Source organism: Paenibacillus lactis, assembly GCF_017873605.1.
GTDB classification, from domain to species: Bacteria; Bacillota; Bacilli; order Paenibacillales; family Paenibacillaceae; genus Paenibacillus_AQ; species Paenibacillus_AQ lactis.
The window spans coordinates 151,206-172,621 of sequence record NZ_JAGGKI010000001.1 but is presented as its reverse complement, the minus strand read 5'-3'; the positions used below and the strand labels follow the sequence as shown (position 1 = coordinate 172,621).

The 21,416-nt window shown below is 52.2% G+C and carries 18 protein-coding genes; all 18 read left to right on the top strand.

What is annotated here, in order from left to right; translation table 11 throughout:
- Positions 1 to 18 precede the first annotated feature (18 nt).
- The 18 genes from atpA to csaB all read left to right on the top strand — a co-directional run bounded on the left by atpA (position 19) and on the right by csaB (position 21,410).
- Positions 19 to 1,533, top strand: coding sequence for a F0F1 ATP synthase subunit alpha (gene atpA, locus J2Z18_RS00645; RefSeq protein ID WP_007128777.1), 1,515 nt, complete (start codon positions 19 to 21; stop codon positions 1,531 to 1,533).
- A 228-nt stretch (positions 1,534 to 1,761) separates the two neighbouring features.
- A complete protein-coding gene (atpG, locus tag J2Z18_RS00640; RefSeq protein WP_007128776.1) occupies positions 1,762 to 2,622 on the top strand; it encodes an ATP synthase F1 subunit gamma in 861 nt (286 codons plus the stop codon).
- A 95-nt stretch (positions 2,623 to 2,717) separates the two neighbouring features.
- Positions 2,718 to 4,118, top strand: coding sequence for a F0F1 ATP synthase subunit beta (gene atpD / locus J2Z18_RS00635; RefSeq protein WP_007128775.1), 1,401 nt, complete (start codon positions 2,718 to 2,720; stop codon positions 4,116 to 4,118).
- Positions 4,119 to 4,214: 96 nt separating this feature from the next.
- Positions 4,215 to 4,619: a F0F1 ATP synthase subunit epsilon gene (locus J2Z18_RS00630; RefSeq protein WP_007128774.1), complete on the top strand. Its 405-nt coding sequence runs from the start codon at positions 4,215 to 4,217 to the stop codon at positions 4,617 to 4,619.
- Between the two features lie 229 nt (positions 4,620 to 4,848).
- Positions 4,849 to 5,130 (top strand): hypothetical protein, encoded by a 282-nt coding sequence (locus J2Z18_RS00625; protein WP_007128773.1) that lies wholly within the window; start codon positions 4,849 to 4,851, stop codon positions 5,128 to 5,130.
- A 616-nt stretch (positions 5,131 to 5,746) separates the two neighbouring features.
- Complete coding sequence (locus J2Z18_RS00620) at positions 5,747 to 6,004, top strand: DUF1146 family protein (protein WP_007128772.1); 258 nt, start codon at positions 5,747 to 5,749, stop codon at positions 6,002 to 6,004.
- A gap of 488 nt (positions 6,005 to 6,492) precedes the next feature.
- A complete protein-coding gene (gene murA / locus J2Z18_RS00615; RefSeq protein ID WP_028405641.1) occupies positions 6,493 to 7,839 on the top strand; it encodes a UDP-N-acetylglucosamine 1-carboxyvinyltransferase in 1,347 nt (448 codons plus the stop codon).
- A 671-nt stretch (positions 7,840 to 8,510) separates the two neighbouring features.
- A complete protein-coding gene (gene spoIID, locus J2Z18_RS30300) occupies positions 8,511 to 10,121 on the top strand; it encodes a stage II sporulation protein D (RefSeq protein WP_245255797.1) in 1,611 nt (536 codons plus the stop codon).
- A 205-nt stretch (positions 10,122 to 10,326) separates the two neighbouring features.
- Positions 10,327 to 11,064, top strand: coding sequence for a M23 family metallopeptidase (locus tag J2Z18_RS00605; RefSeq protein ID WP_028405639.1), 738 nt, complete (start codon positions 10,327 to 10,329; stop codon positions 11,062 to 11,064).
- 428 nt (positions 11,065 to 11,492) lie between these two features.
- Positions 11,493 to 11,777 carry a sporulation transcriptional regulator SpoIIID gene (gene spoIIID, locus J2Z18_RS00600; protein WP_007133275.1) on the top strand — a complete coding sequence of 95 codons (285 nt, stop codon included), beginning with the start codon at positions 11,493 to 11,495 and terminating at the stop codon, positions 11,775 to 11,777.
- Between the two features lie 195 nt (positions 11,778 to 11,972).
- The gene (locus tag J2Z18_RS00595) at positions 11,973 to 12,971 is read left to right on the top strand and encodes a rod shape-determining protein (protein WP_028405638.1); all 999 of its coding nucleotides are present in this window, start codon (positions 11,973 to 11,975) and stop codon (positions 12,969 to 12,971) included.
- 321 nt (positions 12,972 to 13,292) lie between these two features.
- Complete coding sequence (locus J2Z18_RS00590) at positions 13,293 to 14,174, top strand: flagellar hook-basal body protein (RefSeq protein WP_007133273.1); 882 nt, start codon at positions 13,293 to 13,295, stop codon at positions 14,172 to 14,174.
- A gap of 73 nt (positions 14,175 to 14,247) precedes the next feature.
- Positions 14,248 to 15,069 (top strand): flagellar hook-basal body protein, encoded by an 822-nt coding sequence (locus J2Z18_RS00585; RefSeq protein ID WP_028405637.1) that lies wholly within the window; start codon positions 14,248 to 14,250, stop codon positions 15,067 to 15,069.
- A gap of 9 nt (positions 15,070 to 15,078) precedes the next feature.
- Positions 15,079 to 15,327: a DNA-directed RNA polymerase subunit beta gene (locus J2Z18_RS00580; protein WP_028405636.1), complete on the top strand. Its 249-nt coding sequence runs from the start codon at positions 15,079 to 15,081 to the stop codon at positions 15,325 to 15,327.
- 414 nt (positions 15,328 to 15,741) lie between these two features.
- Positions 15,742 to 16,173 carry a 3-hydroxyacyl-ACP dehydratase FabZ gene (fabZ, locus tag J2Z18_RS00575; RefSeq protein WP_007133270.1) on the top strand — a complete coding sequence of 144 codons (432 nt, stop codon included), beginning with the start codon at positions 15,742 to 15,744 and terminating at the stop codon, positions 16,171 to 16,173.
- Positions 16,174 to 16,303: 130 nt separating this feature from the next.
- On the top strand, positions 16,304 to 18,022 hold the full coding sequence (locus J2Z18_RS00570) for a phospho-sugar mutase (protein ID WP_210094000.1): 1,719 nt from the start codon (positions 16,304 to 16,306) through the stop codon (positions 18,020 to 18,022).
- Between the two features lie 131 nt (positions 18,023 to 18,153).
- A complete protein-coding gene (locus J2Z18_RS00565) occupies positions 18,154 to 20,175 on the top strand; it encodes a DUF5693 family protein (RefSeq protein WP_210093999.1) in 2,022 nt (673 codons plus the stop codon).
- Positions 20,148 to 21,410 carry a polysaccharide pyruvyl transferase CsaB gene (gene csaB, locus J2Z18_RS00560; protein WP_210093998.1) on the top strand — a complete coding sequence of 421 codons (1,263 nt, stop codon included), beginning with the start codon at positions 20,148 to 20,150 and terminating at the stop codon, positions 21,408 to 21,410. The genes J2Z18_RS00565 and csaB overlap by 28 nt, the downstream gene beginning before the upstream one ends.
- Positions 21,411 to 21,416: the final 6 nt, after the last annotated feature.

The window sequence follows — 21,416 nt, the reverse complement described above, 5'->3', positions numbered from 1 at the left end:
TAGATAGGGGTGAAAACGTTGAGTATCAGACCTGAAGAAATTAGTACTTTAATTAAAAGTCAAATCGAAGAATACAAATCCGATATCACGGTCTCCGAAGTAGGTACGGTTATTCAAGTTAGTGACGGTATTGCTCGCGTATATGGCCTGGAGAATGCAATGTCCGGGGAGCTGCTCGAGTTCCAAAACGGCGTATCCGGTCTTGCACTCAACCTCGAGGAGAGCAACGTCGGTGTCGTTATCCTTGGACCTTACTCCGAGATCAAGGAAGGCGATCAGGTTAAGCGTACAGGACGGATCATGGAGGTTCCTGTCGGTGAAGCGCTGCTTGGACGCGTTGTAAACCCGCTCGGCCAGCCGCTTGACGGCAAAGGACCGATTGAAGCTGCAGCGTTCCGTCCGGTAGAAAGCAACGCTCCTGGCGTTATCGACCGGAAATCGGTACATGAACCGCTTCAAACCGGTATTAAAGCGATTGACGCGATGGTACCGATCGGCCGCGGACAGCGCGAGCTGATCATCGGTGACCGTCAAACAGGTAAAACAACCGTTGCGATCGATACGATCCTGAACCAAAAAGGCAGCGGCGTTAAATGTATTTACGTTGCGATCGGTCAAAAGCAATCGACCGTTGCACAGGTTGTGGAAACGCTCCGCCGCCACGGCGCGCTGGAATACACGATTATCGTGACCGCTTCCGCATCCGAGCCTGCTCCGCTGCAGTACATCGCTCCTTATGCGGGCTGCGCGATGGGCGAATATTTCATGTTCAAAGGCGAGCATGCCCTTATCATCTATGATGACTTGTCGAAACAAGCAGCAGCTTATCGTGAGCTGTCCTTGCTTCTCCGTCGTCCTCCGGGCCGCGAAGCGTATCCGGGTGACGTATTCTATCTGCACTCCCGCTTGCTGGAGCGCGCTGCGAAGCTGAACGACGAGCTCGGAGGCGGTTCTTTGACCGCACTGCCGTTCATCGAGACGCAGGCTTCCGACGTATCCGCATATATCCCAACCAACGTGATTTCGATCACCGACGGACAGATCTTCCTGGAGTCCGACCTGTTCTACGCGGGTCAGCGTCCGGCGATCAACGTAGGTATCTCCGTATCCCGGGTTGGTAGCTCCGCACAAATTAAAGCGATGAAGAAGGTTGCGGGCGGTATGAAACTCGACCTTGCCCAATACCGTGAGCTTCAAGCGTTCTCCCAGTTCGGATCCGATCTGGACAAATCGACGCTCGCTCGTCTGAACCGCGGTTCCAAGCTGATGGAAATCCTGAAGCAGGGCGTCAACCAGCCGCTGTCCGTTGAGCAGCAGGTTGTCAGCCTGTACACCGCTGTTAAAGGATATCTGGATGACATCGAAGTAGCGGATGTCCGCCGTTTCGAGAAGGAATTCCTGGCGTTTATCGAGAGCAACAAGCCAGAAATCCTGAAGTCCATTACGGATACAAAAGACCTGACAGCAGACAACGAGAACGCGCTGAAAGCAGCCATCGATCAATTCAAGAAGGGCTTTGCCGCTTCGGTTTAAGCTCCTGGGTTTGGCACAAGGAGGGGAACCGGGCGGCAATGTCCGGTATCCTCTTTCATCATATGGAATGTAACTTTGGCTAAAGCCAAAGCGAGCTGGATTAACAAGCAACTTTGGTTTCAGCCAAAGTTAAGTTTACGCTTACGAAGTAACTTTGGCTCCGCCAAAGTTAGGTCTACGCTTACGAAGTTAGCTTTGGCTTCGCCAAAGCTTTAAGGTGGTGAAATCATGGCAAGAGGATTACGTGATATTAAACGGCAAATCAAGAGTATCCAAAACACGAAGCAGATCACCAAAGCGATGGAGATGGTTGCCGCCGCCAAGCTCAGAAGAGCTCAGGAGAAAGCAACCGCTGCACTTCCATACTCGGATAAGCTGAAAGAAGTGGTTGGCAGCATTGCCGCCGGCACCCAAGGAATCAGCCACCCGATGCTGGAGAAACGCGAGGTGAAGAAGACCGGTTACCTCGTTATTACGTCCGACCGCGGTCTTGCCGGTGCGTCGAACTCCAACATTTTGCGTAAAGTGTCTAATTTCATTGCGGAACGTCACCAATCCAAGGACGAATACTGCATTTTCGTCATCGGACGCAAAGGTCGCGACTACTTCCGCCGCAGAGAAATGCCGGTTGTGGAAGAGCTGACCGAATTGTCGGACAGCCCGACCTTCGGCGATATCAAGGCGATTGCGAATGCGGCTGTCGGCCAATACGAGAACGGCAAGATCGATGAGCTGTTCGTATGCTATAACCGCTTCGTTAATGCGTTGACGCAGGATCCGCAGGTCGATCAGCTTCTCCCGATGGAGAACATCGGCGGCGGCGTCTCGGTAGCGAGCTATGAATACGAGCCTTCACCGGAGCGCGTGCTTGAAGTGCTTCTTCCGAAATACGCCGAAACCCTCATTTTCAGCGCGATGTTAAATGCCAAAGCAAGTGAGCTTGGCGCGAAAATGACGGCAATGGGTGCGGCTACGAAGAATGCAAGCAAGCTGATCTCGGAGCTTACCCTGACGTACAACCGTGCCCGCCAGGCAGCGATTACGCAGGAAATCTCGGAGATTGTCGCTGGTGCAAACGCGCAGCAGTAATATCATTGATATTTTATCGGAATCTATCGATCATGAAATATGCGGTTTAAGAAGAGCACTTGCCATAGTGAGTGTGTAGGAGGGAAAATCAAACAATGAAAAAAGGACGCGTTGTCAGCATTCAAGGCGCTGTTGTTGACATTGAATTCGAACGCGGTCATCTTCCCGAGATCTTTAACGCCATCAAAATTGAAGGCGCATTGGAAGGCGGCCGTTCTATAAACCTGACTCTGGAAGTAGCTAACCATCTGGGCGACAATCTGGTACGTTGTATCGCAATGTCCTCCACAGACGGACTGGTACGCGGAATCGAAGCAGTCGACCTGGGTGCTCCGATCACGGTACCTGTTGGTGCCCCAACGCTTGGCCGTGTATTTAACGTACTTGGCGAGCCAATCGACAATGCGGGAGACGTTGTTTCCGAAGTTAACAATCCAATCCACCGCGAAGCTCCTGCTTACGACGAGCTTTCGACGCAAGCGGAGATGCTGGAAACCGGTATTAAAGTTATCGACCTGCTGGCTCCATACCAAAAGGGTGGTAAAATCGGTCTGTTCGGTGGTGCGGGTGTAGGTAAAACGGTTGCCATCCAGGAACTGATCAACAACATCGCGCAGGAGCACGGCGGTATCTCCGTATTCGCAGGTGTTGGTGAACGTACCCGTGAAGGTAACGACCTGTATCATGAAATGAGCGATTCCGGCGTTATCAGCAAAACTGCCATGGTATTCGGACAGATGAACGAGCCGCCGGGCGCTCGTCTTCGCGTAGCCTTGACCGGTCTGACGATGGCGGAATATTTCCGTGATCAAGAAGGTAAGGACGTGCTTCTGTTTATCGATAACATCTTCCGCTTCACGCAAGCGGGTTCCGAAGTATCCGCCCTCCTTGGACGGATGCCGTCCGCGGTAGGTTACCAGCCAACGCTGGCAACCGAAATGGGACGTCTGCAAGAGCGGATCACATCGACGAAAAAAGGATCGGTAACGTCCATCCAGGCGATTTACGTACCTGCGGATGACTACACGGACCCGGCTCCTGCAACAACGTTTGCTCACTTGGATGCTACGACAAACCTGGAGCGTAAAATCTCCGAGATGGGTATCTATCCAGCGGTAGATCCGCTCGCTTCCAGCTCCCGGATTCTGACTCCGGAAGTCGTAGGCGAAGAGCATTACAATGTCGCTCAAGGCGTTAAGCAAATTCTTGCCCGCTACAACGAGCTTCAAGATATCATTGCCATCCTCGGTATGGATGAGCTGAGCGAGGAAGACAAGGCGATCGTTGCTCGTGCACGCCGCGTACAGCGCTTCCTGTCCCAGCCGTTCCACGTTGCGGAGCAGTTCAACGGCATGCCGGGTAAATACGTGCCGGTTAAAGAAACGATTCGCAGCTTCAAAGAAATTCTGGAAGGCAAGCACGATCACCTTCCTGAAGCTGCCTTCCTGTTCGTAGGCACGATTGAAGAGGCAGTTGAAAAAGCGAAAACACTGTAAGCCGGACACCTTCGCGGGTGTATCTGACCATATCGGGCTGCAGCCATGCAGCCTGGTATGCGAGTGATTCGCGGATAACGGTGAGGAGGGATGGAAGTGAGCACCTTTTTGTTGGAAATCGTAACACCGGACCGCGTCGTTTATTCCGAGCAAGTGAACAGTGTTACGGTGCGCGGGGTGGAAGGGGAGCTGGGCATTTTGCCTGGGCATATTCCTTTCGTGACGCCTCTTCAGATAGCTCCTGTCTATGTGAAGATCGGTAATGAACGCACCCCGTTTGCGGTACAAGGCGGGTTCGTCGAAGTCCGCAAAGATAAGGTTGTCATCCTGGCTGAAAGCGCCGAGCGAGCGAACGAAATCGATCGGGAGCGTGCAGAAGCCGCGAAAGAGCGCGCGCAAGCCCGCTTGAACGCGAAAGGAAGACAGGACGAAATCGACCATCGCCGTGCAGAGCTCGCTCTGCAAAGAGCGATGAACCGGATTAAGGTAACCCAAGGTTAATCGTACAGACAGCTTGGCTGCAATGCTATTGCGGCGGGCTGTCTTTTTTATTTTGCGCGAAAAACGGAGAAGCTACAGAACGATTAGACCCAAGCTACAATATCAGCCAACGGATAGGGGGAAATTATGAATCTATGAAAATATGCCGGTATAAGGCACCAAATATCCATAACTTTTGCTAGATTCGTAGCATAAACTGTAGCATCCAATAGGAGAGGAGGTAACTCCAATGGCTATATTGCTTCCGGAACAAATATTTGATTTGGCGCCGCAAGTCGGTAAATCCTATTACGAGAACCTGACAGGAGGCGATCCTGCCACCATAATCGTCAACAACTTTTCTGAAGGAGCGGTGGGGCTCGTCCTAACCCGCGTCAATGAACCGGTAACCACTTATGTTATTCCTGGATTTAACAGTCTTAGTCTCACAGTCGACAACTTGTTGGTGGCCGCGCTTCTGACGGGAACAGTGCCTGCTTTCGGAACGATTCATATTGCCACGGCAGTATAATTGAAAGAAATAAATAGCCGAAATTTCAATGGGAACCTCGAAATGAGGTTCTTTTTAATAAATGAAATCATGTGACCAAAGAATCAAAACAAGGCTTTTTTCATAAAAAAAGAGCTTAAGACAGATTCAATAGAACGCATAGGAGAAGATGAACTGCAGGCATGGGAGAGCAAAACACTTCCAGGAGCTACAGGCAATTTGAGGGAATGCTGCAATGGGAGCTTAAGCATACGGCATCTTTTGTGACGGATAATTACTGTTGCATAGGGAAGAACTTAAAACAATTTTTACTAGTATTTGGAAATCTAATTAATCAGAAAAGGATTATAGTTCCATGATCAAAAGATCAAACAATGGTATATTCTAGGCGAATAGTTGATGTTACAGGCTAAATTGTGAGGAAATACGCATAATATGAATGTTCATAATAGAAACGCCAATACCGGGATTAGACTTCTGCTAATTGCGTTGGACCGAACATTTGATCATCTTGTCGACAATCTTTATTATTTCCGAGGAAATGTCGGATAGAAAGTGCTGGATTCTTCGGTCCGGGCAAAGTATTATAGAATAGTCGAGCCTTATGGGCAGATAATTGAAGAATGGAGGAGGGAACATGAATCAGGATTTATCCAATTCAATTTCCGGTGCTGTAGGGGTTAACGGACTAATGTCCATTATCGTTTCCCTGGCTTGTATTGCGTTGGCATGGTGGGCGTTACAACATCTGAAACTGGATTTGGTCGTCCGACATCCGAAGGGACCGCAGGGGAAGCTTCTGCATCTGCTGCTAGCCATCGTATTAGGACGTTTTGTTGCTGAATTTCTAATTGACTATATTACATGGAGTCAAATGATCCGATATATGCTTTAAAGCAAGAGTGAGCCGCGTATCATCATCAAGCTTAGGGAAAGAAATTTTGAACCGTACATAAGGTTAGGTATTTGTAAATATCTCCCCTGTTTGAATGATTGTGCGAATGGTTATATCTCTGTTAGGTTGCTTGAAGAAGATGTCGAATAAACACATTTTATTATGTGAACACTGAGGTTAAGGATTCGATCGGGCGGACGATATGACTTCCGGACTATCTTGTTCTCCCGGTAATGGTTACACATTGACAATTGCATGTCAGTCGTGGTACCTTTCGATAGGTCCATACTGTGGATAACAGATGCGTCTTGGAAGTGCATCATGAGTTTTTCAGTTCCTGGACTAAACGCCGTATCAGATGTCATAAATAGTTCAAAGATCGCTTGTTTAGCGGAAAATAACAATGATAAGATGAAATTTAGGGAATTAGCAAGGAAATGCACTACAACTATGCTTGAGGAATATTATGGACGCGGAGGGAAACCATGATGAGCAAATTTATCGTCCGCGGTGGCAAAAGACTGACCGGAAGCGTCAAAGTCAGCGGAGCAAAAAATTCAGTTCTTCCGATCATCGCTGCCTCTCTACTAGGGGAAGTTGGGGAAAGTGTTATTATTGACGCTCCTCCTCTTGACGATGTAATTACAATCAGTAAAGTATTGGAGTCGCTTGGTGCAGGCATTACATATCAGGATGAAGTCATTCGTGTGAATGCAGAGCACATAACGACATGTGAAGCACCTTATGAGTGGGTGCGGAAGATGCGGGCGTCTTTTTTGGTCATGGGACCTTTGCTTGCACGCTGCGGACAAACCCGGATCTCTCTTCCGGGGGGCTGCGCGATTGGCACAAGACCGATCGATCAGCATTTAAAAGGATTTGAAGCACTCGGGGCTGAGATCAGCCTCGGACAAGGATATATCGAAGCAAAGAGCAATGGTAAGCTTCGCGGCGCGAAGATATATCTGGACGTCGCAAGCGTAGGCGCAACGGAAAATATTATGATGGCCGCAACCTTGGCTGAAGGTGTCACGGTTATCGAAAATGCGGCGAAAGAGCCGGAAATTGTCGATTTGGCGAATTACTTGAATGCCATGGGCGCTAAAGTTCGCGGTGCCGGAACAGGGATTATCCGGATCGAGGGAGTTGAGCAGCTGCACGGCGTGAAGCATCATGTCATACCGGATCGGATTGAGGCAGGCACATTTATGGCTGCCGCCGCGATTACCGGGGGCGATGTGTACGTCGAGGGTGCAATTGCGGATCATTTGGGGCCAGTGATCTCCAAAATGGAGGAGATGGGCGTTACGATCCTGCCGGATGAGAACGGCATTCGCGTTATTGCGGACAAACCGCTGAAATCGGTAGACGTTAAAACGCTGCCTTATCCTGGCTTCCCGACGGATATGCAGTCTCAGATGATGGCGCTTCTGCTGGTGTCGGAAGGTACAAGTGTCGTGACGGAAACCGTATTTGAGAACCGCTTTATGCATGTGGATGAGTTCCAACTGATGAATGCGGAAATCAAGGTTGAGGGACGTTCTGCCATCGTTACCGGTGGAGCCAAGCTGAAGGGAGCCAAAGTGACCGCTACCGATTTGCGTGCGGGAGCTGCTCTGATCCTGGCCGGTTTGGTATCGGAAGGCACGACGGAGGTTGGCGGCGTTCAGCATATCGACCGCGGCTATGTCAATTTAGCCGAGAAGCTGTCGGGTCTTGGCGCAGACATTTGGAGAATTTCCACGGAGGAGCCGGGCACCGAGAAGGCTTCGAAGAAGCCTGCGGACGACGCGGAAGACAGCAAACTGTTTAATGTTCAGCCTACCTGGGCTTAATGACCTCGTTTTTTGAAGACTCTCTAATTCAAGATTCATGAATTTAATACGGAGTAGCAAATGGCTTTGCCTGAGGGCAAGGCCATTTGTCGTTTATATATCAAAAAATGCGCAAATCGGCAAAGGCACTTGCCCAGGCAGTGATCGCAGCTGCAGGGAAACGCGCAGGGATCTTTCTTTCCGGATGGTTTATGGATCGGAGCTTATGCTCGATTAATCCGGAATCGCGTGGGTCTAGCGGAAACGATACTGAAGTTCTAGGAGAATTGTTATGTCCAGCGAGCTTTCGTATTCTCCGTCGATCCAGCAAGAACTCTCATCACTGGTAAGGCGTTATGTTTTAGTAATAAAAAAGATAACTGAAGCAAGCGTACTGGAGGCCTATGCCATCTAATTTTTCAAGCAGCGTCAATAATGGGGCTCACAAGTAGGGATGGAGCTTCTTATACGACATTGGTTGTTCTTATTTATTGATGGCCCCGTACAAGAATGTGATCTCAGATAGAGGATCTCTCCCCGTTTCTAATACCGACAGTTTACTCCCCATTTGAATCCCTTTCTTTTCTCTCAGAACAGTTCTAGCAATTCCCTTCGCTTCATACAGATAAAGTAGAGCGTACGAAAGGTAGAAACGAAAGTGCTGGAAGAGTGATGTCAGGAGGGAAACGCAAATGAAAGATTCCAAGTATCGGATGAATGTCCATCTTTCAGATAAGGAACAAATTTTGGGTCCGGCGGTGCAAGCGAATGAGGATGATGTTCAGGCGCATCGTGAATTCACGGAAGGCGCGGCCGCACCGGTATTGAAGTGGGCGTTCCCGGCAGCCCCTGAGCCGCAGGCCCAGGGGGGCCGCCCTTCGCCCGGCCGGCTCGAGGAGGAACAATACGAGCCGGCACAGGGGCAGCGCGGGCACCGCGGCCCCGGGCCGGACGCCTCCGGCAAGTCCGGCCGGCCCCTTCGGGCGGCGCAGACGCCGCCGCCCGGCAGCCCTGCTGGCGCACGTGCGCCGCACGGCGCTGCGCCGGACCCTGGCGGGCCGGCGGCCATGCCGCATGGCCCGCAGCCCGCGGCCGGACCGCCGCGCACTGCGGCGGCGGACGGCCGCGCCCCCCGCGGGGGCCGCGCGTTCCGTGCGCGGCCCCGGGGGCTGTGGCGCCGCGGCTTTGCCGCGCGGCGCCGCCCGGCGGCCGGAAGACGGCGGGTGCGGGTGCACCCTGCCGTCTGGGCCATAGCCGGGCTCCTGGCCCTGGCGCTTGCGCTGCCGCTGCTGGTCGTTGCCCCCGGCAACGGCCAGCCAGAGCCGCTCCCGCCGGGCCCGGCGCCCGTACCTTCCGCCGAGCCGCAGGCGGCGGAGGAGCCCACGGTGTCCGTCTATCTAACGCGGACGGACACCGTGGAGGAGCTCCCGCTGGAAACCTACCTGGTCGGCGTACTCGCCGCCGAAATGCCGGCGGAATTCCAGCCGGAGGCACTTAAGGCACAGGCAATCGCTGCACGGACCTATATCGTGCAGCGGCTGTTGTCCGGCGACCGCAGCGGTGTACCGGACCCCAAGGCCGTGGTGACGGATACGATTAGCCACCAGGCCTATCTGTCTAAGGATCAGCTGGAGAAGGAATGGAAGCAAGCAGGGAAGGAAGCGGAGCTGGCGAAGCTCAAACGGGCCGTGGACGAGACGAGGGGAATGGTCATGACCTACCAGGGAGAGCCGATTACGGCTTCTTTTTTCTCGACAAGCAACGGCTTTACGGAAAATTCAGAGGATTATTGGAAGAATGAGATTCCCTATCTGCGAAGCGTGGAGAGCCCGTGGGATGTCAAGATTTCACCAAAGTATAAAACGACCGTGACAATGTCCCGAGCGGAGTTCATAGACAAGCTAGGGCTTACGGATGGCGCAGTTCCGGTATCGGCAGGCGGGCAGGGGAGCGGTTCGCCGATCGTGAAGATTCTTTCATATACGGAAGGTCATCGGATCGAGAGACTGAAGGTTGGAGGCAAGACGTTTACAGGGCGTGAAGTGAGAGAGAAGCTTGGGCTGAAATCCAGCCAATTCAGCTTTAAGATGATAGACGGGAAAATCGAGATTACGACCTACGGCAACGGGCATGGGGTTGGCATGAGCCAGTACGGGGCTGAAGGGATGGCCCGGGAAGGCTACAAGGCCCAGGACATCCTGAAGCACTACTATACGGATATTTCGTTTGACCAAACTTCCAATCTTCTGTCTTTAAAAGAGAGTTCAAAAAGTCGGATTTTCAGCACCGAGAAGGTTGAATGAAGCCAGGGACTGAGGAGCAGAGCGTACGTTTTAGGTACGTGAGCACCGGAAGGCCCGGCTGAATTCAAGATTCGATGCCGAGTTACTTCTTGATTCACTTCGTGATCAAAGGACGACTTTTTGAACAACCTCTTAAAAAAATAATAGTGAGATAACGTATAAAAGATTTCCCCCCGGTAACAATAGGTTACTGAGGTGATTGCAAATGAATGAACAAAACAAAAATACTAAACCCCACGAAGAAGCTCCTAAAACTGTGCAGGGAGATTCGTCGGCAACGTCGTCTTCGTGGAAGAAAGCATTATCCAAACGGTGGGTGTTCCCGGCAGCATACTTAGCAGCAGCGGCAATTATACTAACCCTCGTGTGGGTCTACCAGGACGCCAGCCAAAAAACGCTGAAGCCACAAGAGGAAAACAGTACGGTATCCGGATCGGTAGTAGGTTCGGAGACGCCGGCTGCGGAAGGCAAAGACGGAGAAGCTGTTGAAGTGACCGCGAATGCGCAATCGATGATTTGGCCTGTAGCGGATGACGTTGCGGTAAGTGTGGTTAAGCCTTACTTCGATGAGGAGTCCCCGGAAACGCATCAAGAGGCGATGGTGCAATATAACGACACCTTCAGCCCGAACCTGGGGATTGATCTGGCAACCGCCGACGATCAAGCATTTGAAGTCAGAGCCGCGCTTTCCGGTAAAGTGACACGCGTGGAGAATCATCCGCTGAACGGCAACGTGGTGGAAGTTACATCGGGTGACACGAGAACCGTGTACCAAAGCTTGAATGAGGTGAAGGTTTCCGAGGGTGCTGAAGTGAAGCAGGGCGATGCGATTGCTACCGCCGGCCGCAATGAGCTTGAGAAGGACCTCGGTAATCATCTGCACTTCGAGGTGTATGAAGGCGATAAGCTGGTGAACCCGGAGAAGCTGCTCCCGCAAAAATAATTTGAATATTATGCTAACGGCGCCCACCGCGCTCGACACCGGACAGGATCCAGATCCTGTCCTTTTTTTTATCTGCTTGAAATGAACCAGGACATATTGACGGCAAAAGGAGCTTATGGACAAAGCTACGCTTTTACCCTTTAGCATCGGTTGATTTTTTTACGAATAAGTCCCGAAGGAAAAGCATATGGGGCCGTGGATATCCGGTGAAACATAACGGGGGATCCGGCAGGTTCTCCTAGCGTGCTGTGAAGGCAAGTCCAATCCTTGCTGCGCCTTGCGTTTTCGTGCTTTTGGTCCGGCCTCGTCCCGGCATGTCCAGAAAATAAATGGGCCTGCTTAAGCTTGTCAGCCCGTGAAACCGCGAATATCCCGTCATGCCCCTCATATAATGTACCAAACTATCCACACAGTAGGGAGGCGGGAGCGTGCACGATTACATCAAAGAGCGGACCATTAAAATCGGACGCTGTATCGTGGAAACGAGGCATACGGTTCGAACCATAGCCAAAGAATTTGGCGTGTCCAAAAGCACGGTGCATAAGGACTTAACCGAACGTCTGCCGGAAATTAACCCGGACCTGGCGGATCAGGTGAAGCACATTCTCGAATACCACAAATCCATCCGCCATCTAAGAGGCGGGGAAGCCACGAAGATCAAGTACAAAAAATCCGGCAGCAATCGTGAACCGGTGGCCACGGCAAAATCCTGAGAAATAGTGCTTAGGTCGCTAGAATGACGTTGAATCCCTCCCCTAAAGTATGATATGTTAAATGCTGGTATAGGATCGAATCATGGGACCTGCCTTGCCGTAAATTATCATGGATTGCTGGAAATTGTCGATTGAATATCGGGGCAGTGAATGAGGACTCTTTACCATAAAATAACACTTTGGGGGCTTTTCATGATGTTGAGCAAGGATATAGGAATCGATCTAGGGACGGCAAACGTGCTAATACACGTTAAGGGGAAGGGGGTAGTGTTAGACGAACCTTCCGTAGTCACGATTGAGACCGACATGAAGAGGGTCCTTGCGGTCGGTGAGGAAGCTCGGCGTATGGTCGGACGCACTCCCGGCAACATTACGGCGATCCGCCCGCTGAGGGACGGGGTCATCGCCGACTTCGACATAACGGAAATGATGCTGAAGTATTTTATTGATCGCGTGGGGGCGCGCAGCTGGCACAGCCGGCCCCGTATCCTGATCTGCGCGCCGACGAATATTACGTCGGTGGAGCAGAAGGCGATTCGGGAAGCGGCTGAGCGCAGCGGCGCCAGAGATGTGTTCCTGGAAGAAGAGCCGAAGGCAGCGGCCATCGGCGCTGGCATGGATATTTTTCAGCCTAGCGGTAACATGGTTGTGGACATTGGGGGCGGCACGACAGATGTGGCCGTCCTGTCCATGGGCGATGTTGTCACCGCTTCTTCGATTAAAGTCGCGGGGGACAAGTTCGACGAAGCGATCACGAAGTACATTAAGCATAAATATAAATTATTGATCGGTGAACGTACGGCGGAAGATCTCAAGGTTGCGATCGGCACCGTTCGTCCGGGGGGACGGCAAGCGGAAATGGACATCCGGGGGCGGGACATGGTATCGGGACTCCCGTTAACCGTAACGGTATCCTCCGAAGAGGTGCAGGAGGCGCTATGGGATCCGGTATCCTCGATCGTGCTGGCCGCCAAGTCCGTATTGGAACGCACACCGCCGGAGCTGTCGGCTGACATTATCGACCGCGGCGTCATTTTGACAGGCGGGGGCGCACTGCTTCACGGATTGGACGAGCTGCTTACGGAGGAGCTCCGGGTACCGGTTCTCGTTGCGGAGGATCCGATGCACTGTGTGGTTAAGGGAACGGGCATTATGCTGGATAATTTGGACAAGGTCGTTAAGAAAAAATTCTAACCTTCCGATATAAATATAGGATGTACTAAAGAATGAGATACAGGCAAGGGAGAAAAATGATTCCGAAGAAACGGTAGTGGTCGCCTTTGTGACCGGATTTCTACCTTGTTGAATTGATAAGAACAAGAAATCCGGAAGCAACAGCGATTGTAGGAACATTTTACGTACTTGCCCGATTTCCAATTCGTTTGTTCATCTATATTGATGATAGGATGACTGGATCTGGATAAGGACCGGTGTACAAGCAGTGAAGAATATGCCATCTCCATGGCTGGACATCAGGGTTCTTAACATTCGTTAATATGGAAGGAAGTGTCTTCATTGCTAAGAGGACTTTATACCGCAGCTTCAGGGATGATGACCCAGGAGCAGCGCCACAATACCGTGACCCAAAACATTGCGAACCTGAACACGACCGGTTATAAGGCGGTCAATAGCGTACAGCGCTCATTCCCGGAAGTGCTCGTCTCCATGATCGGCGGAAATGATCCCTCCAATTCGAACCGGAAGCTCGGCAAGTTCAACACCGGTGTCTATGCGGAGGAGAGCATCTCCTTATATACCGAGGGAGCGCTACGCGAGACCGGGAAAAGCACTGATTTTGCGCTGGTATCATCCTTCAACGTCCAGAATCCGGCCACGGGGGAGAATTATGAATTCGACGCCTCGGGTCGATATGTGGACGAGAATGGGGACGTTATTTACCGGCCGGAAGGCTTTTTCACCGTTCGGAACGAGAATGGGGATATCCGTTATACCCGTAACGGGAGCTTCCGTGTTGACCCGGATGGCAGCCTGCTGAGCGAGGCCGGTTATCAAGTGCTGGATAACAATAACACTCCGATTGTATTGACAGGCTCGGCCCGTAACTTTACAGTGGATGAGCAAGGGCAAATCATAGACGCGGACGGCAATGGGACAGGCACCTACCTCGGCATTAGCATTGTAAGCGAGCCTCATGGCCTGATCCGGGAAGGAAACGGCGTGTTTCGCATGGCCGATCCTGACGGCGAGGTTCGTTTCATGACGGCTGCGGATAACGGAGAGATCCGCCAAGGCTTCATTGAGGGTTCCAATGTGGATCCGACGCAATCGATGGTGGAATTGAATGCTGCGCTACGGGCGTATGAAACGAATCAGCGGATCGTGCAATATTACGATAAGACGCTGGAGAAGGCCGTAAATGAGATTGGCCGAGTCTAGTATGGGCTGCAGCTCCAACTGGTCTGACGGCAGATTTCGTTTTAGGATTAGGTAAGCCTACAGGAGGTAAGGAATGAACAACTCCATGATTAGTGCCATGGTCTCGATGAATGCGCTCCAGCAGCGGCTGGATGTAATTGCAGACAATGTGGCGAACGTGAATACAGTCGGATATAAGAAGCGAGAGGCGTCCTTTGAGGATGTCCTGACTCAGGTGCAGCGGCATCATCAGGATTTTGACCGGCCCGGGCGCGCAACGCCGCTAGGCTATACGCTTGGCTACGGGATGAGGTTATCCTCCCTCGGGATGAATATGGATCAAGGGGCTCCGCGGGAAACCGGCAACCCGCTCGATCTGATGATTGAGGGACAAGCCATGTTTGCCGTTCAGGCAGGCGGAACGATCGTCTATACCCGGGAAGGCGCTTTTGATGTTTCGCCGGATCCGAACAACGCCGAGAATGTGCTGCTTGTGAATTCCCAGGGCTATCCGGTGCTGGACGTTAATAATCGTCCGATTTCGCTGCCGGCTAATGGCAAGGTTGCGGTCAATGAGAACGGGCAGATCATCCTGGATACGCCTGCTGGTCGGAGACCTGGGGCTACATTGAAACTGGTCGAGCTGAATCGTCCGGAGGGGCTTGTATCCGTAGGGGATAATCAGTTCGTGCTCGGCAACGGGCTCGCCGAAGGGGATGTCTTCGACCTGACGCCGCGAAATCCGGTTGATCCGGCAAAATCCAAGGTCCTGTCCGGCTATGTAGAGCAATCCAACGTCAACCTGACGGAGGAAATGACCAAAATGATGGAAGTTCAGCGGGCTTACCAGCTGGCTTCGCGGGCACTCAGCTCGAGCGACACTATGATGAACCTTGCCAACACTATGCGAGGGTAGGTGGGCATCATGAGCGAACCGAAAAGCGGGGCGAAACGTGAAACCAAGGCGGAATCCAAGAGTAAGGAAGCAGCGAAGCCGCGCTCCAAAACTTCCGGGTGGAAAATTGCCGTACGGATCATGATCCCGATTTTGCTCATATTGGCATTGTTTGGCGGCATGACGTTCGGTTATGTCGTGCTGGGCAAGCAGGAGCTTAGCGAAGTGTTTAATTGGGACACTTGGAGGCATGTTTTTGACCTGATTTTCGCACCTTAGCCGGTGCAGTACGTGATGGAAATAATGTGTTAATATAAGCTGAAACTCCCAATCCGGGAGTTTTCTTTTTTTAGGGTAAAACGGTATAATGGGATGGGACTTGCACATCGGTTCTTTGATGAGGAAATCACATATGCGTAAAAAGGGCCTTCTCCGCAACGACAAAGCTGTCCTGCGAAAAAAGCCCCTTATGTGAAACCTTCACTTCTGCAGTGGTGAAGGATATCATCATTTTTTCCGCATGCCCGTTTTTTTATGCATACTTGAAAAGAAAAGCTCAACTTAGAGATGAACAATGAAGGTTACTCTAATGCCCGCTGGCAAGAGCATAGCACGAAAGACAGCCGTCAGTTCGAGGCCCGCGTTTTCAAATGCTGTGCTTGGCGGGTACGTACATAAGGAGGATTTTGAAGAATGTTGAATATTAAACAGATTCAAGAGATTATTCCGCATCGCCCCCCGTTTTTGCTTGTTGATAAAATTGTGGAGATCGAGGACGGCAAGCGCGCAGTCGGTATCAAAAACGTAACGATCAACGAGCCGTTCTTTGTCGGCCATTTTCCCGAATATGCCGTGATGCCGGGCGTGCTTATTGTGGAGGCCTTGGCACAAGTCGGTGCGGTCGCTATTCTCAATGTGGAGAGCAACCGCGGAAAGCTGGGATTTCTGGCAGGGATCGACGGCTTCCGGTTCCGCGGTCAAGTCGTGCCGGGGGATACGCTCCGATTGGAAGTTGAAATCATTCGCCTGAAGGGCATGATCGGAAAAGGAAAAGCGACAGCAACGGTCGACGGACGCGTGGTTGCCGAGGGGGAAATTATGTTCGCGCTTGCGGACAAGGAATAGCCCATGCAGTGCGAGTTCAAAAAGCCGGTTTTATCAGTATTGCGTCTTCATGTTCACTCCGTGTGATCAAAAGACGGCTTTTTGAACAGCCTCTTGCAGACAATTCTTGCTTGAAGGGAGATATTTTTTCATGTCAGAGATGAGTCAGAGAACGAAGGATACGGTTCAGCGCTGGTTAAATGACCCTTATGTCGATGAGGAGACAAAACGGGAGCTTCGCGCATTGGAGAATGATACCCGTGAGCTGGAGGAGCGGTTCTACCGCGATCTGGAGTTCGGTACAGGCGGACTTCGCGGCGTGATCGGCGCCGGCAGCAATCGGATGAATAAATATACCGTAGGACGGGCTACGCAAGGCTTCGCCCAATATATTCTCGATACCCATGGTCAAAAGGAAGGGAAGCCTTCGGTGGTCATCGCTCATGATTCGAGGCATTTCTCGCCGGAGTTTGCGCTTGAGGCCGCTCTGGTGCTTGCCGGTAACGGCATTGTAGCCAAGCTGTATCCGTCTTTGCGCTCCACGCCGCAATTATCGTTCAGCGTCCGCCATCTTGGTGCCTCGGCGGGAATTGTAATTACGGCAAGCCATAACCCTCCGGAATATAACGGCTACAAGGTATACAATCAGGAGGGAGGCCAGCTGGTGCCGCATGAAGCGGAGAAGGTCATCGCCCTGATCCAGCAGGTGGATTCCTTTGCCGCCGTGAAGAAGCTTTCGAGGGAGGAAGCGGAAGCGCAGGGTCTGCTCGTATGGCTTGGCGAAGCTGAGGATCAAGCCTTTATCGATACGGTTGCCGCTGTTTCCGTGAATCGGGAGGCGATTGCATCGCGGCTTGCCGATGATTTCAAAATCGTGTTTACTCCGCTGCATGGCACGGGTCATGAGCCGGTTAAGCGTGTCCTCGAAACGATCGGATTCAAGCATATTTATGTGGTGCCGGAGCAGCAGCAGCCGGATGCCGATTTCTCCACGGTGAAGTCTCCGAACCCGGAAGAGCGCGAGGCGTTTACGCTGGCCATGAAGCTTGGCGAGGAAGTGGGCGCTGATATTCTGATCGGTACCGATCCCGATGCCGACCGCATGGGGGCCGTCGTTAAGAACCGTCAGGGAGAATATGTCGTGCTGACCGGCAATCAGTCCGGTGCGATCATGATTCATTATCTGATGAGCCAGCTGAAGGATGCGGGCAAGCTGCCGAACAATGGAGCGGTTATCAAGACGATTGTAACCAGCGAAATGGGCGCGGCCATTGCCGAGCATTACGGAGCAGCAGTGCTGAATACGTTGACGGGCTTTAAGTATATCGGCGAGAAAATGACTCAGTTTGAGCAGTCCGGCAGCCACACCTTCTTGTTCGGCTATGAGGAAAGCTACGGCTACCTCGCAGGCAATTATGCCCGCGATAAAGATGCGGTGCTGGCTTCCATGCTGATTTGCGAAGCGGCCGCTTACTATAAAGGGCAAGGAAAGACCTTGTATGATGTACTTCAGGAGCTGTATGAGCAGTTCGGTTATTTCCTGGAAAGGCTCGAGTCCCGAACCTTGAAAGGGAAGGATGGCGTAGCGCAAATCGCGGCAAAAATGTCGGATTGGCGCAACGATCCTCCGCAGGAAATCGGCGGAATACGGGTCGAGCAGGTGCTTGATTACGCGAACGGTCTCGACGGCTTGCCGAAAGAAAATGTACTGAAGTATCTGCTCGAGGACGGCTCCTGGTTCTGCTTGAGACCATCGGGCACCGAGCCGAAGATTAAGGTATATTTCGCCGTTCGCGGAGCTTCCGCTTCAGATGCGCAGGAGAAAATTCAAACGCTGGTTGAGCACGTAATGGCCCGCGTCGACGCCTAATGGATTAAATCGAACAAATTAGAGATGGACAAACTTAGGATATCAGCGAAGCGAATGGAGCGTATGCCGATCGATTAGGGGCATCGCTATTCGCTTCGCTAACCCTGTAGGTTCAATGAGGAGGTACTTTCGTGGTTCAGAAATGGAAACGCTGGAACACGGCAGCCCGGAAGTGGCTGTGGATTCTGGTTGTTCTGGGCGTTGCAGCGTCTCTGCCGGTGGGCTATGACCGGCTGCAGACAGAATCAACATCCAAGAATGTAGAACTGGTATTTGATTACCGTGATTTATTGGATGTGTCGGTATACCAAGCCAAGCCGGAGGATTTCATATCCGAGCAGCTGGATCGCTTGAAGGAAAATGGCGTTATGAGCATGGCGCTCTACGAGAGCACGCTCGACGAGCTGGTGAAATCCCGCCGAATTACCGTCTATGACGCGCAGCAAGCAGCGGATTTAACCGGAACGACGATTTCGCCGAATGAGAACTTTACGTATATTGCGTTTAATAGCGAGGAAAGCGCAGTTCTGATTAAGCCGATCATTGAGGAGACCTATTCGAGACTGGGGATTCCGGTGAGAGCATGGAACTATGAAAAGGCTATGGACGGTCTTGTTCTTGAAACGCCTCGTTCCAATGCCGTCATTAAACCGATGACGCCGGATCCGATAACGATTGCGATGCTGCGGGACAAGGGCTTTACCATAGTGCCGCGTCTATCCGACAGTCTGCCGTATGACGAGGCTTACGTCGAGCAGCTGATGGCGTATTTCTCCGATATCGGCGTGAAGCGGATTTTGTTTGAAGGTGATGCAGCCAAGGGCTTCAATGATAATGCCGATAAGAAGAGTTTGAACGCCTTCGGTAAACTCCTGAATCAGTACAATATCGGCCTTGTGGCTATCGAAAACATTAAGCGTCCGCAAAAAGGATTTACCCAGCTTGCTTATATGACGGATTATAACGTCACCCGTATTTATTCCCTCAGTGAGCGGGATGCTAATCTTGACCCGGAAACCATCGGGGACCGGTTTGCGCTCGCATCAAAGGACCGGAATATCCGCATGTTTTATTTGAATGCCGAGCCGAGCCGGGACATGACCAAAGCATCGATCACCCATCCGATGGATAATCTGATCGACGCATTGACGGGTACGGGACAAGCGATTCAGAAGATGGAAGACAACGGATTTACGATGGGTCTTGCAGAGCCGTTTAAAGTCACCGACTCCTCCATGCAGCGTTACTTCAAGCTTGGAGCGGTTATAGGCGCAATCGCCTTGATCACGCTGATGATTTCGTATTACATCCCATTCCTGACGGTACCGGCTTTCTTGCTTGGCTTGGTTGGCAGCGCAGGTCTGTACGTCCTCAAGCCTACCTTGCTCGAGCAGGCACTCGCTTTGTTTGCCGCCATCAGTGCGCCGACCGTTGCCGTCATACTGGCCATTCGGAAGGTCAACGATACGCAGAAGATCATTCCGGACATGAGCGCAGGCCGAAGAGTGTCGCATTCCATTGTTTTGTTGGTGAAAACAACGATCATATCGCTCGCTGCAGTTCCGGTCGTGGTTGCGCTGCTGAACAATGTGACCTATATGCTCGTACTGGATCAGTTCCGCGGCGTAAGCCTTCTGGCGGCGGCACCGATCGCCTTGATTGCCGTTTATGTCGTGTTGTACCGGGGCGGATCTACGTACAGCTCGATTCAGAAGCTGCTTAAGGCACCGATTACGCTCACATGGGTGATCGCGGCCGGCATCGTTGGAATCGTCGGCATGTACTACTTAAGCCGGACCGGCAACGCGGGCGCTGTTTCTCCGATCGAGATGGCCTTCCGCTCGTTCCTGGAGAACACCTTTGGGGTTCGTCCGCGGAACAAGGAATTTTTGCTGGCCCATCCCATGATGGTGCTTGGCGTCTTCCTATCCTTTAAATACCGCCATGCGGTCTACCTGCTTATTATTGGCGTCATGGGGCAGTTGTCGATGGTCGGAACGTTTACGCATATTCATACGCCAATCTATATTTCGGCGATTCGCGTGGTGCTCGGCCTTGGACTCGGCCTGATCATCGGTTTGATTGCGATTGCGGCGTGGCAGATATTAGAAAGGATCTGGAAACGATGGTCACCACTACTTCTAAGACGATAGTCATTTCCGGATATTACGGATTTAAAAACAGCGGCGACGAGGCCGTGCTTAAGTCGATTTTGACCGCGCTCGAGCAGGAAGGTCAGGCTGCCGGCGTGAACATCAACCCGGTCGTCCTTTCGATCGATCCGGAATGGACGGAGGCGATGTACGGCGTGAAATCCGTGCATCGGATGAGGCTGGGCGAGGTCAGGCAAGCGATCAAGGAGAGCGATGGTTTGATCAGCGGGGGAGGCAGCCTTCTGCAGGATGCGACCAGTCCGAAGACGATTCCATATTACCTTGGCATTCTGAAGATTGCCCAGTGGCTGGGCAAGCCGACGTTTATTTACGCACAGGGCGTCGGACCGGTAAACCGAAAGCTTTTCCATCCGATGATCCGCTCGGTGTTCCGAAAATGCTCGTATATCTCTGTTCGCGATACCCAATCGGGCGAGCTCCTTCAGACGATGGGAATTTCGGCAGATGCGATTCAGGTTGTTCCCGATCCGGTCATGGGCCTTCCGCTCCCCGATGACAAGCAGGAGCATAGCCATGGAGTTCTGGATGAAGCGGCTCTGAAAGATACTCAAGGTGAACGACGGATCGCAGCGGATGAAGGACAAGCTGCTCCGCTCGAGGCTGATCCGTCGGCGTCCGGTGCAGGAGCATCCGCTGGTCAGATTGATCAGGGTGACGGCCATCTTCCGACGATTGGAATTTCGGTTCGCCGTTGGCACCCTGAGCTCAAGGAGCTTCAGAGCATCGCGGATGGACTGAAGGAATTGGCTGCAAGCCGGAAGGTGCATCTTCGCTTCCTTCCGTTCCACAAGCCGGATGATCTGGAAGCCTCCCGGTATATTGCCGAGCTGATCGGCGATGTTAGGTCGAACGGCTCCGAGATCAGCTACTATGTTGAGGAGCAGCAGCCCCAGGATATGCTGAGGGAGGTCAGCCGATGCGATGTGGTGCTCGGCATGCGCCTCCACAGCTTGATCTATGCGGCGAATCGGCGTGTGCCGCTGCTCGGCATCTCCTATGATCCGAAGATTGACCATTTCTTGAAGCGGCTGGGCTGCGAACCTGTCGGAAGCAGCGAGGCTCTGGATCCGGACCGGCTGAAGAGCGAGATTGCGAAGCTGCTTGACGGCGGGCAAGCATGGGTGACGGAGCATGAAGCACCCATCGCCGAGCTGAAGCGGGAGGCTGCTCTGCCGGCCCGCCGCATCGTCGAATATTTACGCCACAGAGGATGATTAGAT

What these genes read in the sequence shown, in the direction of transcription:
- fabZ (WP_007133270.1), top strand. Translation starts at nt 15,742, where the DNA reads ATGTTGAATATTAAACAGATTCAAGAGATTATTCCGCATCGCCCCCCG.
- J2Z18_RS00580 (WP_028405636.1), top strand. Translation starts at nt 15,079, where the DNA reads ATGAGCGAACCGAAAAGCGGGGCGAAACGTGAAACCAAGGCGGAATCC.
- J2Z18_RS00595 (WP_028405638.1), top strand. Translation starts at nt 11,973, where the DNA reads ATGTTGAGCAAGGATATAGGAATCGATCTAGGGACGGCAAACGTGCTA.
- J2Z18_RS00620 (WP_007128772.1), top strand. Translation starts at nt 5,747, where the DNA reads ATGAATCAGGATTTATCCAATTCAATTTCCGGTGCTGTAGGGGTTAAC.
- atpG (WP_007128776.1), top strand. Translation starts at nt 1,762, where the DNA reads ATGGCAAGAGGATTACGTGATATTAAACGGCAAATCAAGAGTATCCAA.
- J2Z18_RS00605 (WP_028405639.1), top strand. Translation starts at nt 10,327, where the DNA reads ATGAATGAACAAAACAAAAATACTAAACCCCACGAAGAAGCTCCTAAA.
- J2Z18_RS00585 (WP_028405637.1), top strand. Translation starts at nt 14,248, where the DNA reads ATGAACAACTCCATGATTAGTGCCATGGTCTCGATGAATGCGCTCCAG.
- murA (WP_028405641.1), top strand. Translation starts at nt 6,493, where the DNA reads ATGAGCAAATTTATCGTCCGCGGTGGCAAAAGACTGACCGGAAGCGTC.
- J2Z18_RS00570 (WP_210094000.1), top strand. Translation starts at nt 16,304, where the DNA reads ATGTCAGAGATGAGTCAGAGAACGAAGGATACGGTTCAGCGCTGGTTA.
- J2Z18_RS00625 (WP_007128773.1), top strand. Translation starts at nt 4,849, where the DNA reads ATGGCTATATTGCTTCCGGAACAAATATTTGATTTGGCGCCGCAAGTC.
- csaB (WP_210093998.1), top strand. Translation starts at nt 20,148, where the DNA reads ATGGTCACCACTACTTCTAAGACGATAGTCATTTCCGGATATTACGGA.
- spoIID (WP_245255797.1), top strand. Translation starts at nt 8,511, where the DNA reads ATGAAAGATTCCAAGTATCGGATGAATGTCCATCTTTCAGATAAGGAA.
- atpD (WP_007128775.1), top strand. Translation starts at nt 2,718, where the DNA reads ATGAAAAAAGGACGCGTTGTCAGCATTCAAGGCGCTGTTGTTGACATT.